This is a genomic window from Paenibacillus sophorae (genome assembly GCF_018966525.1).
GTDB lineage: Bacteria > Bacillota > Bacilli > Paenibacillales > Paenibacillaceae > Paenibacillus_AQ > Paenibacillus_AQ sophorae.
This window is the reverse complement of sequence record NZ_CP076607.1, coordinates 1,205,609-1,230,375: the sequence shown is the minus strand read 5'-3', so window position 1 is coordinate 1,230,375 and position 24,767 is coordinate 1,205,609. Positions and strand designations below refer to the sequence as shown.

The 24,767-nt window shown below is 47.5% G+C and carries 20 protein-coding genes and 5 pseudogenes; 7 read left to right on the top strand and 18 right to left on the bottom strand.

Features of this window, described 5'->3' with window-relative positions; genetic code table 11:
- Window positions 1-41: 41 nt before the first annotated feature.
- A complete protein-coding gene (locus KP014_RS05875) occupies window positions 42-1,403 on the bottom strand; it encodes an ABC transporter substrate-binding protein (RefSeq protein WP_051499736.1) in 1,362 nt (453 codons plus the stop codon).
- Window positions 1,400-2,878, bottom strand: a complete 1,479-nt coding sequence (locus KP014_RS05870) for a family 43 glycosylhydrolase (protein WP_051499737.1) — start codon at window positions 2,876-2,878, stop codon at window positions 1,400-1,402. The genes KP014_RS05875 and KP014_RS05870 overlap by 4 nt, the downstream gene beginning before the upstream one ends.
- A 624-nt stretch (window positions 2,879-3,502) precedes the next feature.
- Here KP014_RS05870 and KP014_RS05865 point away from each other — a divergent pair.
- Window positions 3,503-4,933, top strand: coding sequence for a radical SAM/SPASM domain-containing protein (locus tag KP014_RS05865; RefSeq protein WP_090834457.1), 1,431 nt, complete (start codon window positions 3,503-3,505; stop codon window positions 4,931-4,933).
- A gap of 53 nt (window positions 4,934-4,986) precedes the next feature.
- Here the strand turns inward: KP014_RS05865 and KP014_RS05860 are convergent, their stop codons facing one another.
- On the bottom strand, window positions 4,987-6,120 hold the full coding sequence (locus KP014_RS05860) for a sugar efflux transporter (RefSeq protein ID WP_246590646.1): 1,134 nt from the start codon (window positions 6,118-6,120) through the stop codon (window positions 4,987-4,989).
- A 277-nt stretch (window positions 6,121-6,397) separates the two neighbouring features.
- Between KP014_RS05860 and KP014_RS05855 the strand changes: the two genes are divergently transcribed.
- Window positions 6,398-7,384: an aldo/keto reductase gene (locus KP014_RS05855; RefSeq protein ID WP_036592786.1), complete on the top strand. Its 987-nt coding sequence runs from the start codon at window positions 6,398-6,400 to the stop codon at window positions 7,382-7,384.
- A gap of 127 nt (window positions 7,385-7,511) precedes the next feature.
- Here the strand turns inward: KP014_RS05855 and KP014_RS05850 are convergent.
- Window positions 7,512-8,968, bottom strand: a pseudogene (locus tag KP014_RS05850) (IS1182 family transposase).
- An 84-nt stretch (window positions 8,969-9,052) separates the two neighbouring features.
- Window positions 9,053-9,754: a contractile injection system protein, VgrG/Pvc8 family gene (locus KP014_RS05845; RefSeq protein ID WP_051499707.1), complete on the bottom strand. Its 702-nt coding sequence runs from the start codon at window positions 9,752-9,754 to the stop codon at window positions 9,053-9,055.
- A 582-nt stretch (window positions 9,755-10,336) separates the two neighbouring features.
- Here KP014_RS05845 and KP014_RS05840 point away from each other — a divergent pair.
- The 4 genes and pseudogenes from KP014_RS05840 to KP014_RS05825 form a co-directional block, all read left to right on the top strand.
- On the top strand, window positions 10,337-11,368 hold the full coding sequence (locus KP014_RS05840) for a hypothetical protein (RefSeq protein WP_036592356.1): 1,032 nt from the start codon (window positions 10,337-10,339) through the stop codon (window positions 11,366-11,368).
- A gap of 55 nt (window positions 11,369-11,423) precedes the next feature.
- Entirely contained in the window at window positions 11,424-12,314 is an 891-nt protein-coding gene (locus KP014_RS05835) for a S8 family peptidase (protein WP_036592355.1), read from the top strand.
- Between the two features lie 5 nt (window positions 12,315-12,319).
- Window positions 12,320-12,967: a hypothetical protein gene (locus tag KP014_RS05830; RefSeq protein ID WP_036592354.1), complete on the top strand. Its 648-nt coding sequence runs from the start codon at window positions 12,320-12,322 to the stop codon at window positions 12,965-12,967.
- Window positions 12,968-13,074: 107 nt separating this feature from the next.
- Window positions 13,075-13,398: pseudogene (locus KP014_RS05825) on the top strand (IS110 family transposase); the annotation flags it as partial.
- A 188-nt stretch (window positions 13,399-13,586) separates the two neighbouring features.
- Here KP014_RS05825 and KP014_RS29330 read toward each other — a convergent pair.
- Window positions 13,587-13,979, bottom strand: a pseudogene (locus tag KP014_RS29330) (transposase); the annotation flags it as partial.
- Between the two features lie 220 nt (window positions 13,980-14,199).
- Here KP014_RS29330 and KP014_RS05815 point away from each other — a divergent pair.
- Window positions 14,200-14,433: pseudogene (locus tag KP014_RS05815) on the top strand (transposase); the annotation flags it as partial.
- On the opposite strand, the pseudogene KP014_RS05810 reads toward KP014_RS05815, so the two are convergent.
- The 12 genes and pseudogenes from KP014_RS05810 to KP014_RS05755 all read right to left on the bottom strand — a co-directional run.
- Window positions 14,426-15,139 (bottom strand): annotated as a pseudogene (locus KP014_RS05810) (transposase); the annotation flags it as partial. The pseudogenes KP014_RS05815 and KP014_RS05810 overlap by 8 nt on opposite strands.
- Window positions 15,140-15,409: 270 nt before the next feature.
- Window positions 15,410-16,342: an FAD:protein FMN transferase gene (locus KP014_RS05805; protein ID WP_051499726.1), complete on the bottom strand. Its 933-nt coding sequence runs from the start codon at window positions 16,340-16,342 to the stop codon at window positions 15,410-15,412.
- Window positions 16,343-16,365: 23 nt separating this feature from the next.
- Complete coding sequence (locus KP014_RS05800) at window positions 16,366-17,217, bottom strand: aldo/keto reductase (protein ID WP_036592612.1); 852 nt, start codon at window positions 17,215-17,217, stop codon at window positions 16,366-16,368.
- 36 nt (window positions 17,218-17,253) lie between these two features.
- Entirely contained in the window at window positions 17,254-18,420 is a 1,167-nt protein-coding gene (locus KP014_RS05795) for an MFS transporter (protein ID WP_036592613.1), read from the bottom strand.
- A gap of 168 nt (window positions 18,421-18,588) precedes the next feature.
- Window positions 18,589-19,383 (bottom strand): stalk domain-containing protein, encoded by a 795-nt coding sequence (locus KP014_RS05790; RefSeq protein ID WP_175491902.1) that lies wholly within the window; start codon window positions 19,381-19,383, stop codon window positions 18,589-18,591.
- A gap of 85 nt (window positions 19,384-19,468) precedes the next feature.
- Window positions 19,469-20,314, bottom strand: a complete 846-nt coding sequence (locus KP014_RS05785; protein WP_036592614.1) for an SDR family oxidoreductase — start codon at window positions 20,312-20,314, stop codon at window positions 19,469-19,471.
- A gap of 392 nt (window positions 20,315-20,706) precedes the next feature.
- The gene (locus KP014_RS05780) at window positions 20,707-21,792 is read right to left on the bottom strand and encodes an alpha/beta hydrolase (RefSeq protein WP_036592619.1); all 1,086 of its coding nucleotides are present in this window, start codon (window positions 21,790-21,792) and stop codon (window positions 20,707-20,709) included.
- 65 nt (window positions 21,793-21,857) lie between these two features.
- Window positions 21,858-22,610, bottom strand: coding sequence for a flavodoxin (locus KP014_RS05775; protein ID WP_175491903.1), 753 nt, complete (start codon window positions 22,608-22,610; stop codon window positions 21,858-21,860).
- Entirely contained in the window at window positions 22,607-23,266 is a 660-nt protein-coding gene (locus KP014_RS05770; RefSeq protein WP_216700461.1) for a DUF4405 domain-containing protein, read from the bottom strand. Before KP014_RS05770 ends, KP014_RS05775 begins: the two co-directional genes overlap by 4 nt.
- Window positions 23,267-23,365: 99 nt before the next feature.
- Window positions 23,366-24,100: a flavodoxin gene (locus tag KP014_RS05765; RefSeq protein WP_036596207.1), complete on the bottom strand. Its 735-nt coding sequence runs from the start codon at window positions 24,098-24,100 to the stop codon at window positions 23,366-23,368.
- A gap of 16 nt (window positions 24,101-24,116) precedes the next feature.
- A complete protein-coding gene (locus KP014_RS05760) occupies window positions 24,117-24,332 on the bottom strand; it encodes a hypothetical protein (RefSeq protein WP_036596205.1) in 216 nt (71 codons plus the stop codon).
- The gene (locus KP014_RS05755) at window positions 24,329-24,763 is read right to left on the bottom strand and encodes an NADPH-dependent FMN reductase family protein (protein ID WP_139210626.1); all 435 of its coding nucleotides are present in this window, start codon (window positions 24,761-24,763) and stop codon (window positions 24,329-24,331) included. Before KP014_RS05755 ends, KP014_RS05760 begins: the two co-directional genes overlap by 4 nt.
- Between the last annotated feature and the right edge of the window lie 4 nt (window positions 24,764-24,767).

Sequence of the window (24,767 nt, the reverse complement as noted above, 5' to 3'; positions counted from 1 at the left end):
CGGCCAACCGAAAGTGCGGCTGGCCGGCTGCTGTAGCGCGGTTATTTGAAATATTTCGGCGCGTTTTCTTTAATCGCCTGATCCATCAGGTCGGCAAAATCATCCGGTGTATGCGCACCGAGCGCCAAGGCATTTAGCTCGTTGCCGAGCAGCTCATTCGTGGCCGGGTCGAGGCGCGTATCCCACGGGACGGCGAAGACGCTTCCGGATTTCGCGATTTCGTCCTGGATTTTGTAGAACACCTCCGGCATCCCTTGCGCCTGATCCAGCGAATAATTGAAAGGCGAGAACTGGCCTTTTTTCGTATAAGCTTCCGGGTATTTCTCCAGGAGGAATTTGACGAACTCCTTCATCGTATCATCGAAGGTCTCCTGATTGAACGCAACGCCGATGCCTGAATTGATGAAATAATCGTTCTCCGCCGTCTTGGCGCCTTCCATCATGGGGAGCCGGAAAAATCCGATATTGTCCTTCATATCCGCGCTTAATTTATCGTTGGAGAAATTCATCGTTTCCCACGAGCCCATATAGTAGATGCCGGTCTTGCCGGCCAGGAACAAATCGCGAGCCGCCGTATAATCCGTTGAAGAAAATCCTTGCTGGAAGTACCCATTGGTGCCGAGTTCGTGAACGAGATTAATGCCTGCCATGCCGGCCGGGTCCTTGAAGGAGGCCTTGCCTTGCTTGACGTTCTCGATGAAATCATTGCCGGTCATGCGGAAAGGCTCGAATGCCAGGTACCGGAGAACCGGCCATTTGTCCTTGCCGTCGACGGCAATCGGCGTAATCCCGTTCTGCTTAAACGTCTCGGCAACCTTAAGGAACTCGTCAAACGTCTTCGGCGGCTGCAGGCCGAGATCCTTAAACATCTTGATGTTGTACCAGAACACCTCGATCCCGTATTCGATCGGGAGCGTGTACATGCTGCCGTCCGCAAACTGCTGATATTGCAGGGCAACCGGACGGAACGCGTCGTATTTTCCAAGGTCCTGCAGCAGTTTTTTCGTATCCACGAGCTTGCCTTTCTCTATCAGTTTGGAAGCGTAGGCGTCGGGATCGGTGTCGAACATGGCGGGCATCTCGTTGCTTGCGATCAGTGTCCGCAGCTTCTGCAAGTAGGACGGGCGATCGCCCGTACCTTCCAGAACCAGCTCAAATTCAGGATGCGTCTTGGAGAATTCGTCCGCGATTTCCTTCACGGTGACGGCCGGAGGACTGTCTACGCCGCGGGCCACGAACCATTTGTAGGTTTTCTTTTCTGCTTTTTGCCCCGCGTTCTCAGGAGCTCCCGAACCATTTTCCGCAGTGCTGCCCGTATTACTGCCGCCTCCGCAAGCGCTTACCAAAGCTGTCAGGACGACAAGCGATAACGCTAGAATTAACCATTTACCGTAAGCTTTCATCTATTGACCTCCTGTTCGCTTGGAACGGATAGAGATGCCTGTTCAAATTGCGCCCGGCCTTCCTGGACAAAGCAGCCCCAGCTTCCGGTCTTCAAATTATAAAGGCGTGTCGTCATGGCGACCCGGTCGGCCAAGTACACGACGCATACGGAATTCTCCACCACGATCCGGATATCATAAACCGTATCCGCTTGCAATTCAATCGGTACTTCCAGCTCAACCGCTTGGGGGCGGTCGCCGTTGATATGCCACTGTGCCTCACCCTTCACCCGCCGGGGCCACATGTCGAATACAAGCCGGTTATGAATCGGTTCGAGGCGAACATAGTAGGCTTCATCCAGATTTTCGCTGGCCCGGAGCATGATGCCGCAGCTTCTCGTCCCTTCGGAGAAGGACAGCCGAGCCGAAATCATGCACGTTTCGGGCATGGAGCCGGCCGAGATGCAGGAGAAGGTTTCGTCAGCGTCCGCAGAGATGCGTTCCCCGGACACCATCCACTCCCCGAGCCGAGCCCCCCACTCCGCAGCCTGCTTATCTGCGAAATGCCGGGATACGGTCTCCGGTATGCGCACCGTCAACGTTCCGTCCGGTTCCTGAACGACCTCGTGCACGACCAGATTGCCGGCCCACTGCCAATCTCCATAATCGTCCTCGTTCTCCTTGCTGGGGTCCCAGCCGAACGCGTACCGCCGGTTTCCGTCGCTCCATGTCTTCGCGGCGTAGAACGCTCTGGCGTCAAACGCGTCGTTCCTCGGCGCCGTCCAAGGCCCGCTTAAAGATTTGCTCATGCGGTAATGGGTGACGAACCGGTCCGAGAACGTGGAGTATACCAGATACCACCATTCCCCGATCCGGAACAAGTCCGGGCACTCATGGGTAATGTACATTTTCGGGTCCCAGAACGGCTTGCGGATTTCCCATTTCTTAAGATCCTTGGAAGCGCACAATGCGATGCACCCCCGGCGCCGGGACGGGCCTTCCTTGTTCCTTGCGGCGAGCAGCATCCAGTATTCCCTCTCCTCCTCGTTCCAGAACACGAAGGGATCGCGCCAGTCATGCCTTTCATATTGAATCCCGTCTGAATAGAAGGTGTCCTCGGGAATTTTCCGCCACGACTCCATATCCCTGCTTACGGCGTGCATGACGCATTGGAGCGGCTCGCCATCCTCCGTGAAGTCCGGGTACGGATTCAGGCCCGTGTAGAACAGATGGAATTCGCCTTCGGCTTCAATAATGGAGCCGGTATAACAATTCAAGTCTTGCTCGCTGAGGCTTCCATGCTTCAGCATTTCGCCTTTTTCCTCATAGTGCACGAAATCGCTTGTGCGGAGCTCGAACCAGGAGGTCCCTTCTCCGTGAATACTCTTATTCTCCCTCCAATCATGGAGATAGAACAACCGGAATGTACCGTTATTGTAAAAGGGAATGAGATCTCCCACCCAAGCCCCCTCCGGCTTGTAAAACAGGTTCGACATGGTACGCTGCCCCTTTCTTGTGTCCTGACTTGATTATAAGGGAGAGTGAAAGCGCTTTAAATTCTAAGTTCTTTGTCACATGTTCAATATTTTTGGTTTCCCTGTCTATAGTTAAGACGCAATCACAATTTCCAAAATAAGGGTTTAAGAATCCGGTTTCGACGGAACAATATACCATATAGCTAAAGATGAGGTGAAAGTGATGAGTGAATTACAGGAACTCAAGGCTCTTCTGTGCGAATGCGGTCTCTCCAAGCGTCAGCTTCTAAAAGAGCTGATTGATGCTGTCACGGAGGATATAGCAAGATGCTCGCAGTGTGAAGCAGGGTGTATCAATTGTCAAATCAGCTGCAATACTGGACCTACAGCAAAGTGATGCGCAGGTTATGGGACTTCAAATAATAGAGAATGAGGTGACAGTAATGAGTGCGTTAAATGAAATCCGGGCGCTTCTTTCCGGATCAGGTCTCTCGAAGCGTGAGCTTTTAAGAGAACTCATAATGGATACGGTAACGGAGGATGAGGATGTATTAAGATGCACAATGGGATGTTCAATGCGCTGTACATCATGTTCTCCAGGATGCTCCAACGGAGGAGTAGCTAAATGATAGGGAGGTTATAGTTATGGGACTTCTTCTAAGCCCCGAGGTGAAGTTGCGGCCTGACGGTGGGAGGTCAATCCTGTTTACCGCCAATCCGGGGGATAGCCCGCAGGATGTGTTTAAATTTCTCTATCCGCAGCAGGCTGTAATCCTCTCCTTGTTTGACGGGAAGCGGGACCTGACTGCCGTTCGTGAAGCCGTGGCCTATCTCTTCGATCTGGATATGGAAGCTGCGTCTCAGCAAGTGGATGCCCTGCTGGCTGTTCGGGTAAATGATGAACAGACCATTGAAACATTGATCATAGAAGCTTCCGGCATCAACCCGGGACAGGCACGGATTTACGATCCCAAGACTTTTATTGTTCCGGAAGAGAGGATTGACATGGATGATACCCGGTGCACAATGCCTTACACCTTGCTGGTACTCCCGACCATGCGTTGTGTGACCAATTGCAGGTATTGCTATGCCGATCGTGAGGGATTTAGAGGAAAACAGGAATTGGATTTAACCCTGTACCGTCGCCTGTTGAAAGAGGCCCGTGAGTGCGGTATAGAAACCGTCGAGTTCTCAGGGGGCGATTTTTTTTGCCGGGAGGATGCTTTTGATTTCATTGAGAGTACTCTGTCAGCAGGTATGTATCTCAATATCCCCACGAAGTATCCTTTATCCAGAAGTATGGCCCAGCGGCTGGCGGCAACCGGACTATCCACTATCCAGGTGAGTATTGACGCTCTTAACCCGGAAATCATTGACCGTCTCATGGGGCTTACCGGCTATGGGGAGAAAATACTGCAAACCCTCGATTACTTGGGTGAAGCGGGAATCAAGGTTCGCACCAACACGGTGCTAACCCCTATTAACATCAAGGATGCCGTATCCCTGGCACGGTATTTGATGGAGAAGCCTTATGTGCTCAAGAGCAACTTTACTTGCTACGGACGTTCCTTGTATCGCCATGACGACAGCCTGTTCTGTTCGCCGGAGGACATAGAAATTTTCGAGGAAGAATTCAGTAAGATCAAAGCGGAATTTCCGGACAAAGTGAATTTTAGCGGCAACAATGATAATCCCTATGCCGGAGAGGAATCGTTAAGGAAGAAAAACTTTTGGGAAAGAGCTTATTGTACGGCTAACCGGCGCGGGGTTGTTGTGCTGCCCGACGGCAAGGTAACTATCTGCGAAGAGCTATACAATCATCAACATTTTATTATCGGTGATTTAACGGAACAGACTCTGCAGGAAGTGTGGAATTCGCCAAAAGCCCTGGAGCTTGCTTACCCGGAGCAGGCTGCCGTTTCCAACGGACCTTGCAGTGATTGCTCTGATTTCCGGGAGTGTCATGAAGGTCTCGGAAGATGTGTCAGGGAAGCTCTTAAAGCTTATGGATTGGATCAGCACTATGCTCCAGATCCCCGTTGCCCCCGGGCGCCTGTGGGCAGTCGTTTGGCCTAAAATTAGCCGCTGACTACTCCTTTAATATGGAGGCCTGGCGGCTTTTTTTCTAATTATACCGTCTCCTCATGGGGTCTTGTTCTCCATAAGATCAAGAACGAGAACATCACAATGGCCAGACACACCCAATAAACATGACGAAACCCTGCAAACTGGGCAATGATACCGCCGCCCAGATTTCCCACTAACCTTCCAATGGTGGACCCGTTGGAATAGATGGTTGTGGCCAGCCCCGGTGAATTGGGCAGCAGATCCGTGAAATAGCTTAGTCCATTGCCCATGACAATAGCCACAAACGTTGCCTGCAGAAGCTGCGCTGCGATTAGCTGCCAGGAATGGGTCGATACACTTAAGATGATGTAATAGATAACACCGATAAAGCAGCCGTTAATCATCAGGGCATGGTTCGATATCTTTCTGCCCAGAGCACCCAGCACAAGCATAATGGGAATTTCCAAACCAGCACAGACACTAACCACCAATCCGACATCCGTAGGCGTGCCATGAAGCTCATTTACAATAAACAACGGCGTGATCGTCCCGTTAATGAAATTGACCGCAAACAGAAAAATAAAGGCGATAAGCGGCTGCCTGATCTGCCTGTTTTTGAGCCAAGAGGTACCTGTTCTTGTTCTCTTCCTGATATTGCTTTGAACCGCTTTTCGTTTTTGCAGAAACAGGAATATAAGAGATGCAATAGTAAGATAAATAGCAGATGTCCCCAGAAAGAGTCCCTTGTACCCGGCGGCTGCCAAAATTAATGTCCCGCCTAATGGTCCTACCAGGAACCCGAGAGATAAAAGAGAACGTAATGCAGACATCGCAAAAGTCTTGTCACCGGACCCGCTTGCATTTGCCGATTCCTGTGCGTAGGCGTAGATTTGCGGCATGGCAGCAGCCCCTAATCCATTAAATAGACTGACGGCAATCAGTAGAATAAAGTAGTTATGAAACACTAAATAGGAAGCATACCCCAAAGCAGATGAAAGCATGGCTGAAATAATAATCCATTTTCGGTCCAGCCCACTGTCCGAACGTTTAGCAATGAGCGAGTTCACCACCACGCCGCTTAATGAACTCACCGCCATGAAAACACCGAAGGCTCCCGCACTCATTCCATAGACTTCTGTACAATACAGGGATAAATACGGCATTGTAATTGAAATTCCGATACCTACCAGCAGCATACAAATGACGAATAAAGGATATCCTTTGATCGCAAACAGGTTTTTTATCCGTGTATACAGCTTTCATTCCTCCTTAGAGCCTTCCGAACTCGTCGTCCTTTGAAAGCCCTTCATCCTTGATCGTTCCATTGTAATGCATATTTGTCGGCCACATAAGTGGTCGTGAGAGGATTAGGCAATCATTTGAGACGAATAGGATAACGGTTTCTTTTCCACTTGTTACATAATAAGGATGCCAAGGTTTTTACATAAAACTGACAAGAAGGGAAGATGAATCATGCAAAAGCGCAAGTTAGGAAAAAGTGGCCTGGAAGTCTCCGCCATCGGGCTTGGCTGCATGGGGATGAGCTTCGGTTTGGGTCCGGCTGCGGACAAGCAGGAAATGATTTCGGTCATTCGAGATGCCGTTGAACGCGGCGTCACTTTCTTTGATACCGCCGAAGTCTACGGCCCTTACACAAACGAAGAACTCGTAGGAGAAGCCCTCCTTCCCTTTCGGAATCAAGTAGTGATTGCTACGAAGTTCGGCTTTAATTTTCAAGATGGAAAACAGACTGGGATGAACAGCCGGCCTGAGCATATTAAGAAAGTTGCCGAGGAATCGCTTAAACGACTAAAAATCGACGCCATTGACCTGTACTACCAGCATCGGGTTGATCCGGATGTACCCATCGAGGAAGTAGCCGGAGCAGTGCAAGATCTAATTCAGGAAGGCAAGGTTAAGCATTGGGGGCTTTCTGAAGCAGGGGTGAAGACGATTCGCCGTGCGCACACAGTCCAGCCGCTAACCGCCGTCCAGAGCGAATACTCCCTATGGTGGAGACGTCCCGAAGAGGAGCTACTGCCTACCCTGGAGGAGCTCGGCATCGGCTTTGTTCCGTTCAGTCCTTTGGGCAAGGGATACCTGACGGGAAGCTTAAATACAAGTACAGCATTTGAGAGCAGCGATATACGCAGCATTCTTCCCCGGTTTACACCGGAGGCTCTTGAAGCAAATCAGGTGTTGGTGGATTTACTTAAAGAGGTAGCGAAACAGAAGAATGCGACTCCTGCTCAAATTGCACTCGCTTGGCTGCTTGCTCAGAAACCTTGGATTGTTCCGATCCCGGGTACGCGGAAGTTGAATCGTCTGGAAGAAAACTTAGGAGCGGCTAACATTGAACTGACGCCTGAAGACTTGCGTGATATCCATTCCGCAGCCTCGAAGATTACTTTGGTGGGTGCGCGGTATACGGAGGAACTGGAAAAACGGACCGGACTCTGAGGAGGCCACTGAAAAACCTGGATTTTATACAGAGCTGAAAGAGAACCCATCAAAAAAGACGACATTCATTCACGTATTTCCGAATGAAATGTCGTCTTTTTGCTGCTGTCACAGGAGGAGATGAGGCTTACTGCTCCAGCAGCTTCAAGATTCGTTTCAGGTTCACTACAAAGATCGCCATCGCTCCTTGTATTTCCATACCAACCAGACCCGAGGAGGATGCAACATCATACCCGTGTCTACGCTTAAGCTCACTGTTCTTGGCTTCAATTTTGTACCGTTCTTTAGCCTTGGCCTTAAACGCTTCGCTTTCCTGAAACACAGCCTGTGTCAGATGCTCATCACTCTTTAGGCTGACCGAATAGGTCTTGCTTTTTGCCCCTTCCTTGTAGCACCCTTCCCGAAGCGGACAAATCTTACATTTGTTCACATCGAAATAATACGTGTCCACCTGGTTTTTGCCCTTCCCTTTCTTTCCTTGCCGCGCCCGGCGCGTCGCCAGATGTCCGGCCTTGCAGACATACATCCCCGCATCTTTGTTAAACTCAAATTCGTCTTCTTTCTTCCGGTTGCCTTGGGTAATGAGCGGATTTAGTTTGGATACGAGTTCGATTTCATTTCGTTCGCTATACGCCAGATTGTCTTTCTCCGAGTGGGCGGTATCGCCAATCACCGTCTCCACTGTCATCCCCGCCGCTTTGCTTTTTTCTATCAACGTCTTTAGCTGCTTGCCGTCGGGTTGTTCGCCGGTGGTAATCGTGGCGGCTGTAATGATTCGCTCATCGCTCATCGCAATATGAGTCTTGTACCCGAAAAAAGAGGAGTCTGCACTTTTGTGGCCGACTTTGGCATCCGGATCCACGGAAGTTTGCAAATGCTCCAGGTCATCGGTAATGGTTTCTTTTAGCAGGTTGAGCGGTTCCCTCACCTTGGGCAATTCGGTAAAACGTCCGTCCTCTTCAACCACCGCGATCAACTGCTCGCAATAACGAATTTCATCCTGAATGACATTCGTGACCGGTTTGCACGAAAAGACGTTTTTCATCGACTTATCCATGGTATAGATCGCTTTTCTCAGTATTTTGGAGCGCTCCCGCATACCTCTTGCGGCGTCTTTTGGGTATAGCGAGCCTTCGTGTGGGTGGCGTCCACAATGATGGATCGATCTGCTGCGGATGACGCCTTTTTCCATAGCAATTTTCACCGTTTTTCCGATGAGCAGATCCAGCAGCTTCATGTCTTTGAGCCGTAATTTGCGGAACTTGGTAAGCAGGCTGGGCTCGATCACTTCTTCCTCGAGGGCCATATGCAGAAAGAACTTGAACGCCAAATCCGTTTTCGAACGCTCGACTAAATCGACATCAGACAAGTCAAACATAGATTTGAGTAGCAAATACTTAAACATCTGGACCGGGTCCTGCGCAGTGCGTCCGTTGTCGTGGCAATAGCTCTCCTGAAGCTCCTCGTAGACAAAGCTAAAGTCCACCAGTTCGTCCATTTTCCGCAACATGTGATCTTGAGGAACCAAGATGTTGTAGAGTTCAATATAGGGACTTAAGATTAGCTCTGCTGTTTCGGAAGCATCAGGACCACCAGCCTTTAATTTGATGCTTTCAGTATACCGAAAAAAGAGACAGCTTCTTCAAATTATTGAGAAACTGTCTCTTTCTATAACTGGATGACTTTTTCAGTGGCCCTTTTCAAACCGAGGGTATAATGATGAGTGAGCAGACCCTGCTTCATTTCAGTCCGCACCTCGAAAACATGAAGCTGCTGGCCCTTGAAGGTTACCTTGTCTCCAAGTTCAAGCACCTGATCGTGCAGCATCACTTCGTGACAAATATAATCCTGTTCACTAAGCCCGCTCTTTCCGGCAGCCGCCTCTTTCTTGTAGGCCAGCATATCCTTATACATCCGGTAGTGTGTAGCTTCGAGCTCGCCTGCGTCCCGGTGATCCGGAATGCCCAAGTACACGCGTACGCTGTCTTCCGTTGATACAGGAACTAGTACCGCATGATAACGGGAAGCTAGCCTCTTTAGAAACTGCCAGTCCGTCTCCTGATATTGCAGCGTATAAGCACCCATCTGTTTATCTTCATCAAACGTATTAAAGATTTGCACTTTCGGGTAGTAACCACTGATCTTCTGCATTAAATCGACGATAGGCATCGAATGATTCTGGTAAGACCACGTCTCCGGCTTGAGGTCCATCGCATGCGTATGGGATATGGCCTCCGCTTCCAGCCAGTATACGTTGTGCTCCACCTTGACATGGAGCTTGAGGATTGTGCCATGAAACAACCGCTTGCTCTTTCCATTTTCATCGGCATACAGAAGCTCCAAGAAAACCGAATCATTTTCAATAATCACAAATGGAAACTATTTAGTGTCGCAAAGAGAGCGTTCCAAGAAGCCGCTCCGGTTCTTTGTTTTAAATATCTCAATGTGGATTGAGCGAACCGGAGCCCCGTGTCGCGACTTGCCAGCGTACTAGGGTTCCTGAAAAGCAAGTACCTACCCGATTTGCCTCTGGCATATCGCTGGCGTTTGTCACCAAGTGCTCTTGGCCACTCGTTATGACAAGTTGGCTTGCACCTTCATGGCCTTTTTATCGCTGGCCTCTATTTTGCTGTGGTTAAAGTAGGTTTGCAGACACGCTTTAAACTCTAATAGGATTGCTAGCCCCCTTTTCACATGCTTTTGTCAATCGATAGCGTAATACTCTATTATTCTATCGCGTGCAGTTACAGTATATACTCCAGAGTAAGATTCGTGATGGAATCATTTTTTAAATTATGGAATTAATTGTCCATTTAGTGAAAAGATAAATAATATTTACTTATATATTCCAATTATTGAATATTAGTGTTATATTAACAAGACCTTAACGGATCCTTAAGATTCTAAGTTTAATAATTGGCCAATTATTAATTTATGACATTAGGAGGAAAAATGTTCAAAAAAATCATTAGTATTCCAATTGTATTTACACTAGTTACTTCCCTTTCCATGAGTGCGTATGCCTCAGATAGTATTCCTCAAAATGATAAGACTGCAATTCAAAGTTTGAAAATTGACTATAACTTGGATAAGGGTCACAATAATAAGTCAAAACAAGAACTTATTGATGAAATGGTAAACGAAGGAGTTAATTCTGAAGATGCCGATTATTACGCAAAATTAGATATCCTTGCAGCAAAATTAGAGAAAGAGAGTAAAAAAATTAATTTCGATGAAATTTCATCTTATAGTGATGAAGATACAAATTTTAATATGTTTGAAATCAGAAGTAAGGCATTAAACTTAGATGAAAGAGCAATAAAAACCATTTTTGAACATAGTTCTGTTATTGCAAGAGGAACAAAAGACATGCAAGAGCTTCAAAAAAGTAACAAGTCAATAGCTAGTTTAAATAAAGCCACGATAAAATACCCCGACGGTAGTTCTGTTACAAGAACAGGCGAAGTTGTTAAAATTAAACCAGAAACTGATGAAAGCTATACTACAGATACTTGGTATCCTGGACCTTGGAGTGGTGCATTTGGTGAGGATGATATGTATCGAGAAGAAAATCTGACATCATCTGGATACTATTACAATACTAACGACATTAAATTTCAAAGTAGTTCGTATTGGGCAAAGGTAAATAACACATTTACCTATCAAATTAAGAATAACGGTTATACGGATCATCAGAAGTGGTCAGTACACTACATAAATAGTCAAGGTGCTTCATCTAGTAGTGGTTTTATTACTGTCACTGACTCTGCTACACATCAAGGAGAATCAGCTACTGGTGATGATTATATCCAAGGATATACTGCTGCAAGATTTACCATAAGCTCGTCAGTAGGTGGGGAGATTGGTTTTTATGGTATTGCACTAAACTTCAGTGTTAGCGGAGGTGACTCCTGGAACGAATACGCTATTATTGAAGTATGTGGAGCCGCAGTGGTACTTTTCTGGGAAGCTTACTTCAAATAACTGTAATGAGAAGGGAGCACTTTTGCTTCCTTCTCTATTTAACAAGGGGTAAGAAATGAGAATTACTTTATTATTAATCGTGATGTGTTTAATTACTATAGCATTCCCACAAGAAAAGACGTTTGTATTAACGAGCGACTATAACGGGTCACAACTTAAAATGCTCGGGACCAATTATTTAATTATACCGATAAAATCAAAAAAAATAAAAAAAATTAAGATAGGAATTATTGATGTTGGGATTACGAAACATCCAAACCTTAATATAATTAATTTATCCAACTCATGGAGTGAAGAAATTGGGCATGGTTCAATTGTCTCTGCAATAATTGGTGCTAAACCGACGAAGGCAAACAAATATAAAGGATTAATTCCCGGTATACAAATGTATTCGTACAACCTTGAGGAAAATTTTACCGCGGAAAAATTAATCAATGGCATAAAAGCAATGCTTAAAAAAGATGTCGATGTTATTAGTTTATCGGTAAGCACAAAAAAGTATAATCAAGAATTAAAAGATACTATAGAGTATGCCATCTCCCAAAATATTGTATTTGTTGCTTCAGCTGGAAACTCGGGGTTAGAGCAAGAATTATATCCGGCTTCATACAAAATTCCTGGAATAATCTCAGTTGGTTCATTAGATAATCATTATAATATATCGAGTTATTCGACCTTTAATAAAAATATTGACTTGTTCTTCCCTGGAGAAGATATTCTATCTATAGGAGAAGGTGAAAATCAAATTAGTTCTTACTCAGGATCGTCTGTTGCGGTTCCTTTTATAACATCTATCGTTGCCTTAACTAAGGCTATGTATCCAAATTTACCAAGCTCTGAGATAACTAAATATCTTTATGAACATACAGAAACATACATGGCGCATTGGAAAAATACCGATAGGCTTGTTCGCATCTTAGAATTAGATCAACTGTTTAAGGAGTAAAATAAATGAAAACAAATATTATTAAGTACTTTGTAATATTAACCGTGCTAGTTTTGCTTTCAAGTTGTGGCCTATTTAAAGATAATAGTTCCTCGAATCAAAATATCAACTTCCAAGGAAGTGGTAAAGGAACGGTATATAAAGCAGAAAATTACGCTGTGAGCGCTACGGATCTTAAAAAATTAGTCAAGGATGGGATTGAGAAAAGACTTAATAAAAATATTGATAGTAAGTATATCAATCTTGATTATCCATATTATAATAGTAATTCTATTTTTTCTACTTTTTATATTACCGACAAAAATAATGCAATTGGAGTTATTTATGCTGACTGGAAAGAGGATCAATACGTGTTGCAATTCATTGATCTTTATCCCATCGATGAAAGCAAACCTTTTAGTGTAATTAATTTATCTAGTAAAATGTCAGATGGAAAGAGGAACTTTAAAGCGTTTTTTGGATTTATAAACGACAAGTCTATATCAGAAGTAAGGTTAAATTATCAAGAAGATTTTAATGATTTTACTAATTCAGTTAGATTGAAGTCTGACAACAAAACATTTTTAGATGTTGTAATAGGTGGAGAAATGAAAATTAGGAACATTGAAGGACGAGATTCAAAAGATCAGGTTATTTTTAAATATGATTACTAAGGTTTGGAGTAGAAGGAAATAATCAATCTTTGATTCCGGTCACATTCTTCTGATGCTTCTGGACGATGATCGGCTTAATATTCGCCCATCAGATCCCCGGGAAATGAGTCGCCGATTGGATCAAAGACAAAAGGTATTCTCACGTTGCAATGGAGAGTACGGGAGTCTACTGGAAGCCCATTTACAATCTCCTAGAGCTCGAAGATATCGAAACCCTTGAGGTGAACGCCCAACATATCAAGAACGTTCCTGGCCGCAAAACCGATGTCAAAGATGCGGAATGGATTGCCGGTTTGCTACGCCACGGTCTCTTAAAAGGTAGCTTTATCCCAAAACGAGAACAACGCGAACTAAGAGAATTGATTCGGTACCGCCGAAGCCTTATTGAAGAGCGTCCCCGAGAAGTCAGCCGCATTCAAAAAGTGCTGGAAGTTGTCCCCCTATAATCTTCTGAATCTTCAAATTGAACAGTTTTTCAGTGGCCTCGTCGAACTGGGGGTTCAGATTGTCGACTTATGGCTTCTTAATTCACTCAAAATCAAGAAGCCATTTGAATTTTATAACATATTCTCCCTTAAATCTCAAGAATTAATGAAAATAGCTGCAAAAGCGAAGGGGTTAGCCCGTTCTTCCACAACCTATTTGCCAGTTTCTTTAAATTCATACACGCAAATAAGAAGTTTAGTTCCATCTTTACTCTGGCTAAACCTCTGTGTTTTGCATAACGCATGCCATGAAGCTCTTTGGCATCCGCAAAAACCCGTTCAATGGTTTGACTACGGAGAGCATAAAGCTCTTTGCTACCTGTTGTATGTCGTATATCCTCAGCTTTTTCAATGTATTCTTCCCAAACATGGCGAACAACAAGCTTTATATGGTTTTTGCTTTCTGTGCAATGACTCAGGTATGGACAATCCTTACATTTATCTGGGTTACTCTTGTACTCTCTATAGCCTTCACGATTGGTAGTGGAATACTTTAATACTTCGTTGTTTGGGCAGATATAGCAATCCACCTGGTTTTTGCCCTTCCCTTTCTTTCCTTGCCGCGCCCGGCGCGTCGCCAGATGTCCGGCCTTGCAGACATACATCCCCGCATCTTTGTTAAACTCAAATTCGTCTTCTTTCTTCCGGTTGCCTTGGGTAATGAGCGGATTTAGTTTGGATACGAGTTCGATTTCATTTCGTTCGCTATACGCCAGATTGTCTTTCTCCGAGTGGGCGGTATCGCCAAAAGAAACCATTACCGATGACCTGGAGCATTTGCAAACTTCCGTGGATCCGGATGCCAAAGTCGGCCACAAAAGTGCAGACTCCTCTTTTTTCGGGTACAAGACTCATATTGCGATGAGCGATGAGCGAATCATTACGACCGCCACGATTACCACCGGCGAACAACCCGACGGCAAGCAGCTAAAGACGTTGATAGAAAAAAGCAAAGCGGCGGGGATGACAGTGGAGACGGTGAAAGCAGGTTGAGCGGTTCCCTCACCTTGGGCAATTCGGTAAAATGTCCGTCCTCTTCAACCACCGCGATCAACTGCTCGCAATAACGAATTTCATCCTGAATGACATTCGTGACCGGTTTGCACGAAAAGACGTTTTTCATCGACTTATCCATGGTATAGATCGCTTTTCTCAGTATTTTGGAGCGCTCCCGCATACCTCTTGCGGCGTCTTTTGGGTATAGCGAGCCTTCGTGTGGGTGGCATCCACAATGATGGATCGATCTGCTGCGGATGACGCCTTTTTCCATAGCAATTTTCACCGTTTTTCCGATGAGCAGATCCAGCAGCTTCATGTCTTTGAGCCGTAATTTGCGGAACTTGGTAAGCAGGCTGGGCTCGATCACTTCTTCCTCGAGGGCCATATGCAGAAAGAACTTGAACGCCAAATCCGTTTTCGAACGCTCGACTAAATCGACATCAGACAAGTCAAACATAGATTTGAGTAGCAAATACTTAAACATCTGGACCGGGTCCTGCGCAGTGCGTCCGTTGTCGTGGCAATAGCTCTCCTGAAGCTCCTCGTAGACAAAGCTAAAGTCCACCAGTTCGTCCATTTTCCGCAACATGTGATCTTGAGGAACCAAGATGTTGTAGAGTTCAATATAGGGACTTAAGATTAGCTCTGCTGTTTCGGAAGCATCAGGACCACCAGCCTTTAATTTGATGCTTTCAGTATACCGAAAAAAGAGACAGCTTCTTCAAATTATTGAGAAACTGTCTCTTTCTATAACTGGATGACTTTTTCAGTGGCCTCACTCTGAGCGGCGTTTAGTCAATCCCTGTGAAAAGACAGTAAAATGTTATCGGCGATATGCTCCCGGTATTCCACCGGTGCAGATCGCCGATTTTTTTGGAAGTCATATGGGCTGCAGCAAGCCATAAGTCTGCTGGAAGCTGTGTCCCTTACAGGTATGCGTTGCTGCGGGTTACGCTCCTCACGTAAAGAGCTCGCCGTCGAAGTTCTGCGAGATCTCAGCGCGGCCATCGGCATACATCCGCACGTACGAGAATCGGAAGACCTCCGCCAGATGGTCCCCCCTTGTGAAGAAGAGAGCCGTCGCCAGTCCATCGGCGGTCGCGGCTTCGTCCGCAACAACCCAAGTCGCGACAACATCGCTCACCGGGACGCCCGTCCGGGCGTCGAGCACATGGTGCAGCCCGTCGCCCCAGGCGCGTCTGTTGACTGCAGATGCGCACAGGGCTTGATTGTTCAGGTTGACCACGCCGATCACCAGACTCGGATCGAACGGGTGCTCAAGCCCGACCTGGATGCTGGATTCACCCGAATGGCGGAGGTCTCCGCTGCCGTCGACAACGAACTCGGTGAATCCGGCCTCGTGAAGAATCTCAGAGACAATGTCCACGAGGTAGCCTTTCCCCGCCGCTCCGACGTCAATCACGAGTGGACGCCGCGTGATAAGCGATGTGCCGTCCCGTATGACGTCCTTCGTCCAGGACGCCTTCCCCCCGGCGTTCGCCTGAGCTCGGACAAGGTCGGACACGGGTGTAAGTGAGTACGTCCGATCGTAGCCGAGATGTTCGAGGTCACGGCCAACGAGCGGGTCCACGGCACCCCCGGTAGCCGTGTAGAGCCGATCATAAAGATCGAAGAGGGCAACCGAGTCGTCCGGGAAGTCGAAGCAGCCTCCGTCAGGGGCGGCGGCGACCCGAGATACGAGAGAGTCCTGGCGGAACCGCGAATACGTCGAGTCGAATTGTTCGATCCGCTTCAGAATGCGCTGCTGCAACCGGCGGCTGAGCGGCTCGCGGGTCTCGATCTCCCACCCAGTTCCAATGGCCTTGAACGTGAACACGAACCGGTCGGTGCCGTCCTCCGCAGAGTTGGCCTTATAGTCATTGGTGTTCATGGCTGGGTTGGGGTCAGCATGATTCATATGTCCAATACCCAGCTTGTGATTTTCTTTTTGACTTCTTCATCTTCAGGGTTATTGGAAAGCCTCTTGTTTGTGTCGATACTGCGGATGACGTTCATTTCCTGTTCCGTCAGTTCAAAATCCCAAATGGCAAAATTGCTTGCAATGCGTTCCGGTTTAGTTGACTTTGGTAGAGCAATCGCACCTTCCTGCATGTGCCATCTCAGGATGATCTGTGCATTTTCTTTGCCGTACTTGTCAGCGATTGGTTTTAGCTGCGGGTGTTCAAGCAAATCCTTATTCCCGCTTCCAAGCGGAAACCACGCGTCAAGATAGATTTCGTTCTCCTTCAGGAAGGCACGAAGTTCTTTTTGCTGAAATAATGGATGGCATTCCACCTGATTGACTACCGGCTTTACGCTAGCGATTTCAAGAAGGTTCTGCATTTCTCCAATTGAAAAATTACTAACACCGATGGCTTTAATTTTTCCTTCGTGATAAAGTTCCTCCATCGCTTTCCAGCTTCCGGCAATGTCGCCATAAGGCCAGTGAATAAGATACATATCAAGATAATCCAGCCCTAAACGCTGTAGTGTTCGTTCAAACGCTTCTTTTGTTTTCTCATATCCAGTATCCTGAACCCAAAGCTTGGACGTAACAAATAATTCATATCTTTTAACGCCTGATTCCTTTATGGCCTCACCAACTGCCGTCTCGTTCAAATATGCTGATGCGGTATCAATCAAACGATATCCCGCTTGTATTGCTGAATTCAAGATACTTTTGCATTGTTCAGTATCCTTAAGATTCCATACACCAAATCCGAGTACCGGGATTTTCATACCATTGTTTAAAATAAAATAGTTCATGTTCATTCTCCTTTGATTGTTTTTCCCATCTCAACTTCATCGCCGGGAGCTCGATAACGAACGGGCACGGCCTAAGGAGACGACCGCGACGGCGACCGCCAACAATACCGAGACTGCACCGACCCAAGTGGTCGCCATTATGGACACGCCTCCCACGACGATTCCTCCTATGCCGGCACCCGCTGCAAAGCCGAGCTGCACGAAGGAACTGTTCAGACTTAGCACGATACCGGAGGCTTCCGGAGCAATCGAGACCAGGTTGAAGTTCTGGGTCGGCCCGAACGACCAGATAGCGATCTCCCAGAGTATTAACAACATGATAGTGATGTTCACCGGTTCAGAAACGACGGAAAGCAGCGCAAAGGTGAGAACTTGGACGATCATGGAGCCGATGAGCGTGCGGACAGTGCCGATTCGATCCGCCAAGAAGCCGCCTAACTTGGAGCCGATCACGCTTGCGATCCCCATAGCGGAAAGAATGTAACTCATGTTCCGTTCCATCGTCGGCATAACGGTGGCCAGAAAGGGGGTGATATACGTATCAACTACCGAATAACTGGCAAACACCAAGAACGTTACAACAAGGGTGGCCGCAATCTTCGGATTCTTTAAGAAGGCAAGCCGCTTGCCGAGAGGGACGGACGCTTCGCTTTCCATGACCGGGATCATCCGTGCGACGGCGAAGATGGCCAGCAAGCTGAAGAGGCCGATCCCCCAGAAGATCAGCTTCCAACTATACGCCGCGGAGACAATGCGGCCGAGGGGAACGCCGAAGACAAGGGAAGCGCTAAAGCCCATTGAGACATTGGACATCGCTCCGCCTTGACGTCCCGGAGGAGCCAGCTTCGCAGCTATGGAATAGGCCGTGACGACGAAAATTCCCGTTCCAACCCCGAGTACGATACGAGCAACCAGCAGGAAGCCGAAGCCCGACAGAGCGAGCGTTGCGACGATGCCGAGTAATATAATGATGAGAGCCATAAGCAGCTGCTTGCGCTGATCCATCTTCGACGTCGCCATAATGACAACGGGCGTGCCAATCGCATTAGCGAGCGCGAATACGGTAATAAGCTGCCCTGCGGTCGATACCGATACGCCTACGGAAGCAGCAACTTTATCCAGCATGCCCACAACGGCGAATTGTGACGTGCCAACAAAGAAACTGACCAGGGTCAGCATGTAAATTTTCAAATTATTGTTCATTCTTTCCTCCAAACCTGAATCCCAATTATCCTTGAAGAATACAAGGGACCACTGTGCGTTCAGTGGTCCGTGAGATTATTTCCTTCTTGTCCGAAGCCGGACCCTATCCGTGCCTCATCGCCATACAACCGAGCTCGATCGTGGAAACTTCCGGCCCGCTGTGAAGCGTCACTTCGAGGTTGTCCGCCCTGTACGGGCCTGCTCCTTAATCTGCCCGATCGCAGCGTTGAACCCGTCGGGGGTACCGCTGGACCCTGCGAGGCGGCCTACTTTCACCTCGTCGATGCGCTTCCCGACGACGACAGCCGGGACCGCGTCGGCGAAGCTGCGCTGAAAGTCGAGCGATGTCGGGTTCGTTGCATGAGGAGTGACTTTGACGGCGGTAATGACGTCATCGTCCAGAGTAACGGTCACGGTTATGGATGAGGGGAGGCCTCCGTATTTACCGGTCGCCGTATAGTCGCCGTCTGCGTAAACGGAGGAGCTACTTATTTCTCCGCTCGTAAGCGTCACTTCCTTGGTGGCCTGATCAAATGCGACCTTCACCCCCAGATTCTCGCTCACAAAACGCAAGGGCACCATCGTCCTGCCCTGTTTGTTAATGAGAGGCGTCTCCAGTGTGATTTCCTTGCCGTTCACAATCGCCCGCTTTGGGTTCGTCCACAACTGGATTTTGACTTCCGATGTCTGGTAGATGACAGATTTCTCTTCCTGCAGCCACTGAACGTCAGCTCCAAATTGAGTCCCAATAAATCGGAGCGGAACGTAAGTCGTATTGCCTATCAATCCCGGCGCCGCTTCCAGCACTTCTTCCTTACCATTGACTTTCACGATCTGATTTCCTGCCCTCAGCACAATCTCCGTCAGGTCTGAACCAGATGCTTTGGTCTGATTCCATCCGAGGGCTAATGGAGCAGCCAACATAATCGTTGCAGCAAGACACGATTTCCATTTTTTATGCACTACAAAAATTCCCCCGATCGATTATTCAATGTAATTCCACACGCTTCCTCGCTGCTAGACGTTCAAACACTCTCATGCTTGAAGATTAATCAAAATCGGTGTTAGCAGAAACTTCACGCCAGTCCTGATACTCGGATAGCCGCCCCTGAAAATACTGGTCAATCGTTTCTACGGTACGCTTGCCGGCCAACAGGCGCAAAGGCGGATTGGAAGCATCCAGCGCCATCATCAGCGCCTTGGAAAGTTTTGCGGGATCACCCGGTTGTTTTTGGTCCGCCAAAACAAAGCTGCCCCGCATCGCTTCACGCCGCTGTTTGTAGTCGCCGATTTCAATATCGGAATACTTGACGGAAGTCTGTTCATTGAGAAAATCGGTACGGAACGGGCCCGGCTCAACCAGCATACACCGGATACCGAACGGCTTAAGTTCAACGCTCAACCCCTCGGTCCAACCTTCCAGGGCAAATTTGGAGGCGCTGTATATGGAGCCGCCTTCAACGGATCTGACTCCCGAAGCGGAACTGATGACAATGATCCAGCCCGAACCCTGCTTTCGCATGGTAGGCAGCACTGCTCGAGTGAGCTTCATCGTCCCGAACACATTGGTTTCCATCTGCTGGCGGATCAGCCCTTCAGACATTTCTTCAAAAAATCCGAGCTGACTGTATCCGGCGTTGTTTATCAGTACATCAATGCGTCCGAACCGATCCAGGGCGGCGTTAACCGAAGACTGCACCTGCTCCTCATTGGTTATATCTAGGCTGACAGTCAACAGGTTCGGAGAGTCGCCAAGAATTTTTTCCATCCCTTCCGTTTTACGTGCCGTGGCGACGACTTTGTATCCTTTACCCAAGGCTTCCTTGGCGAATGCTGCACCCAGGCCCTTATTTGCTCCCGTAATGAACCATACCTGATCATTGGTCTGTGTCATTTGTTTTCCTCCTTGATTACTGGATATAAAATCACTGCTTTAATTGCTTCATTCTGCTTTCACTCATGAATGAGCAGCCTTCCAAAACTCTTGTTATTATTAGAGGCCATGCTCTTATTATGCGGCAAATGAAAAAAAAACCGTTATCTCATTCGTCTTAAATGATTGCCCGATCCTCTCATTCTCACTTACGAAACAAAAGTTTTTTCCTTATTCAAGGTTTGAAAGAGGTCACCCGATGAGCCCTATTCAGTTGTGATTGGGTTAGGCGATCTTTGTGTCATAGATGACAATAATTTCTGTCGTAAAAAAAACGGGGCTGTCCCAAAAGCCATGAATAATGGCTGAGGAACGTCCCCTTTCTAAATAACTATTCAAACACTTCTACACATCTACCTCAAATCCAATCCCTTCTCCTTAAGAAATTTGGAAAGGAGGTCTGCGATTACGACATTGTTCAGATCGGAGAACGGAAAGTGCGTATTGCCGCGAATACCAATTTCGGGTAAATGCACGACGGTGGCGTCACCGCCATGGCGGTTCACAGCGTCTGCCCAAAGCCTCGCCATCGCCAGACGTACACGCCAATTGTCTTGAGCCGGGTTTACCGAAGGTTTCTCCGGAATGTTGTCACCGTAATAGATGACAATCGGAACCTTTGTGAGCTGCATAAAATCGGACAGAGGTATGCTGGACGCCTCAAGCGTGCCAGCGGAGCTAGGCATCGGTGGAGGCACCTCGCCTTCCGGGAAAATAAATCCACTGCCAGGTTCATAGGCAACGACGGCGCGGACATTTTGGTTCTTGATAGCCGTGAGCCAGCCCGGGCCTCCACCTTGTGAGTGAGTGACGAGAATTCCTGGCCCGACTTTGTTAAACAGCGCGGCAACTGCGTCCGAGATCACACCGGCATCGTAGGGGCCCGTGTTGGGCGTCATCTGACGAAAGTACTGGTTCAAGGATTCCGGGTCCCGTGGAAACTGCACGCCTGGGTAGAAGTCAGGCCAATTGCCGATGCGGAACATACCGTACCATAGCTGATCGTCAGGCGTAGCCGTAATTGTGTCTGGCACAGTGCTGCGTCCTGCTTCGCCGCGGCGTGGCTGGTCGATTAAGTAGACCCCGAAGCCGCGTCGCAGAAAAATGTTTTGAAAGCCCTCGCGTCCGTCCGGCGTGCTTTCCCAAGTCCTCGAGGACTGCCCGGCGCCATGCAAGAACACGAGAGGAAGTTTGCGAGCGTTCACCGGGATCTGATAGGATACAGAAGCATGATCACCGTGGAGCGTCTGTCCCTCAGGAGTCCTTTTAATTGGATCGAAGGTGCCTGGATTACTGATTACTGTTCCGCCGACTGCGAAACTGCCTTGCTCCTGGATGATCAGCGGTCCGGGCTTGCCGTTTTTGGCAGCCATTACACTGCCTGACACAATAACGCTGGCTGAGAGCAAGAGTGCGGCTAATAGTTTTCGATACTTCATACTCATAGAATCCTCCCTTTAAATTAATGGTGATTACGTGGTTCCCTTCAAACGAAGTGCCGGTATCAATTTTTCTCCAACATCCCGATCTCACGCAGCCATGCGGACACGGCGCCTTGTGCAGTTGCAGCTTCTCTACCCACGATGTCAAAACCATCAAGGACGATTGCCCCCGGGCTAAGCTCTTTGATGGCGGAAACGCTCTGTCCAGGGCCATATCCGGCATTAGTGCAAAAAGGCACGATGGTTTTTCCTGAAAAATCATATTCGGATAAAAACGATGCAACCGGAGCGGGGATGGTCATACCCCAGGTGGGGTAGCCAAGGTACACGACATCGTAGGAATCCATGTTCTCTACCTTGGTACTCAGCGGAGGCTTGTACCCGGAATCTCTCTCTTTTCGCGCCTGTTCCACCACCGCGTCGTATTCTTCGGGATAAGGCTGGGCCGTTTCAATCTGCAAAAGATCGCCGCCCACTGCTTCCTGTACCATATCTGCAATCACTTCCGTATTTCCAATCAATCTCGTATCCCCGACTCTCAAGCTTGCAGATGAGACTGCATCTTCATCCTCGCTGGGGGAGGTGCTTCCCACTCGAGTGAAATAGGCCACAAGAACTTTACCTGTTTTCCCATCAGACTGCCCCTCTTTTGAAGGATTGCTTTCCGCCCCGGCAGGAGTGTTATCGCTAGATGCTCTATCGCTGGGCGCAGCAGATGATTGCTCCTCTGTACCGTTTCCACTGCAAGCCGCAAGAAGTGCCATCATTAACGCAAGACTCAGAATCAATGTTATAAATTTCCTGCCTTGTTTCAATCCTGTTTCCTCCTTGACTCCAATCTTCCCTTTTGGGTCTTCTGAATCCGTTTGATAACATAATGCGTTATACAGATGCATAGTCCCATGATGGCGAGGTAATCGATGAAATAGAACACAGCCAATTCTTCGTAATCCCAGAACGAATATGAATTATACAAGATCAGATAGGAGCCGATTTGTCTCTTGAAAAAAGCATATATCCCATAAACAGCAATCATTATGCCGGCTAGCCGGAAGCCGATAGCAAAGGCTTTAGTCCGTTCGGAGTTTTTTGCCATCTTCCGTGCCGCCCCCATGATCATCACCCAGTGCAATCCAAGATGAATGGCCATAAGGATAAATCCCCAATAGGCGAACAAAAAATGTAACTCCCGGGCAAATGGAATATCTATCATATCAATAAAGGAAAATACTGTCCTAGAGATTACAAGCGCAGTTACCATCATGCCTAACATGGACAGCAGAAGCAAAAGGTTAACCGCGGTACGAATGACACGGACAGCCGTATACTTTTCTTTATAAATGGCCTTATACCAGTTTAGATTCAGTATGTTATGAATGATAAAGAGGGCGAATAGGGAAATGCCGAGTATTTCATGCACAGTGTTGCCCGTCAATTGATAAGCCATCATGATAAAGAAAAGCACAGTCATAATTGTATCAACAGCCAATCGCACGATTGTTTTTCGTTTTATCCTGTACACCTCCTTTCCGGTTATCGCATTCAATCAACCATACATCTGCGGATTCTGCTACTTCGTTATGCCAAGGCTTTGAACCCACTCATTCACATCGCCTTCTGCATCCACAATGCTATTTCTGGTAACAGTCAATCCATCCTTCACTACCGTTGCATTCGGCTGAAGATCTTCAATGGTACGGATCGTACGGGAAAATCTGCTTCCGTCATGGGTAGCAAAAGGAATGATCTTCTTGCCGCTCAAATCATATTCTTCAAGGAATGTATAGAGGGGCATGGGCATATCCCCCCACCAGTTCGGATAGCCAAGAAAAATCACATCATAGTCATCCATTTTTTCCACATGGGTGGAGAGCTCTGGTCTGACATTTTCAGCCTTTTCTCTTTCCGAAAAATCCAGCAGATTATCATGATCTCCCGGATATTCCTGCACTGTCTCAATCGCAAACAGATCACCGCCAACAGTTTTCTGGATCGCTTGAGCGATGAACTGAGTGTTTCCTAAAACTTCGCCGCCCTTGACCACACGGCTCGCGGATGCCACAGCATCCACACCATCGCTTTCTGGCATTGTAAAATATGCAATCAGGATATTACCGTTTGTTTGACCTTCTGTGGGGATTACTTCTGTCCCAGACGTGCTTTCATCTGGAGATTCGGGGGTAGAAGTATCAGAAGCTGGCGGCTGCTTAGTAGTGTTGTCAGCCGAGGGGGTATCGTTGTTGCCACAAGCCGCCAAAGCAAAAATCATAAAAACAGAAAGAATTACTGCTAATGTCCTTTTCATTATTATCACTCCCTTTTCATTTTAATTTGTCATGTTCAAATTCTTGGAGAATTGCTTTCGCCATTCGAAGCAAGCGTTCCTCTTTGCTCGAAATACTCCTGTCTTCTAATTGCTCACGAAGAGATGTATTTTCGAGCCTCAAAGATATAATTTCTTCAAGTTGAGATAAGATTAAATCCTCTAATTGCCCAATTTTATTCTGCATACGTTCTAGTTCATACGGATCGCTCATGTTCTCACCTTATACATTGCCTGTTCCACCACCGCGTCGTATTCTTCGGGATAAGGCTGGGCCGTTTCAATCTGTAAAAGATCGCCGCCCACTGCTTCCTGTGATGAGACTGCATCTGCATCCTCGCTCAAGGAGGTGCTTCCCACTCGAGAGAAATAGGCCACAAGAATTTTGCCCGCTTTACCATCCGGCTGTTCTGTCCCGCTGGACGAGTTGTTTCCCGCCTGGGTCGAGGTGTTCATGCTGTTGCTATCCGTTTGAGCGCCATTTTTGCCTCCACAGGCAGCCAGCGAGAAAAGCATCATCAAAGAAAATATCAGTATTAATATTTTTTTCAAGTTTATTTCTCCTTTTAATTTCTTCGTTAATGTACGGTCGTAAACTTCATGATACAAGCGCATAGAGATTGCCGGTGCGGGAAAAATAAACATACAC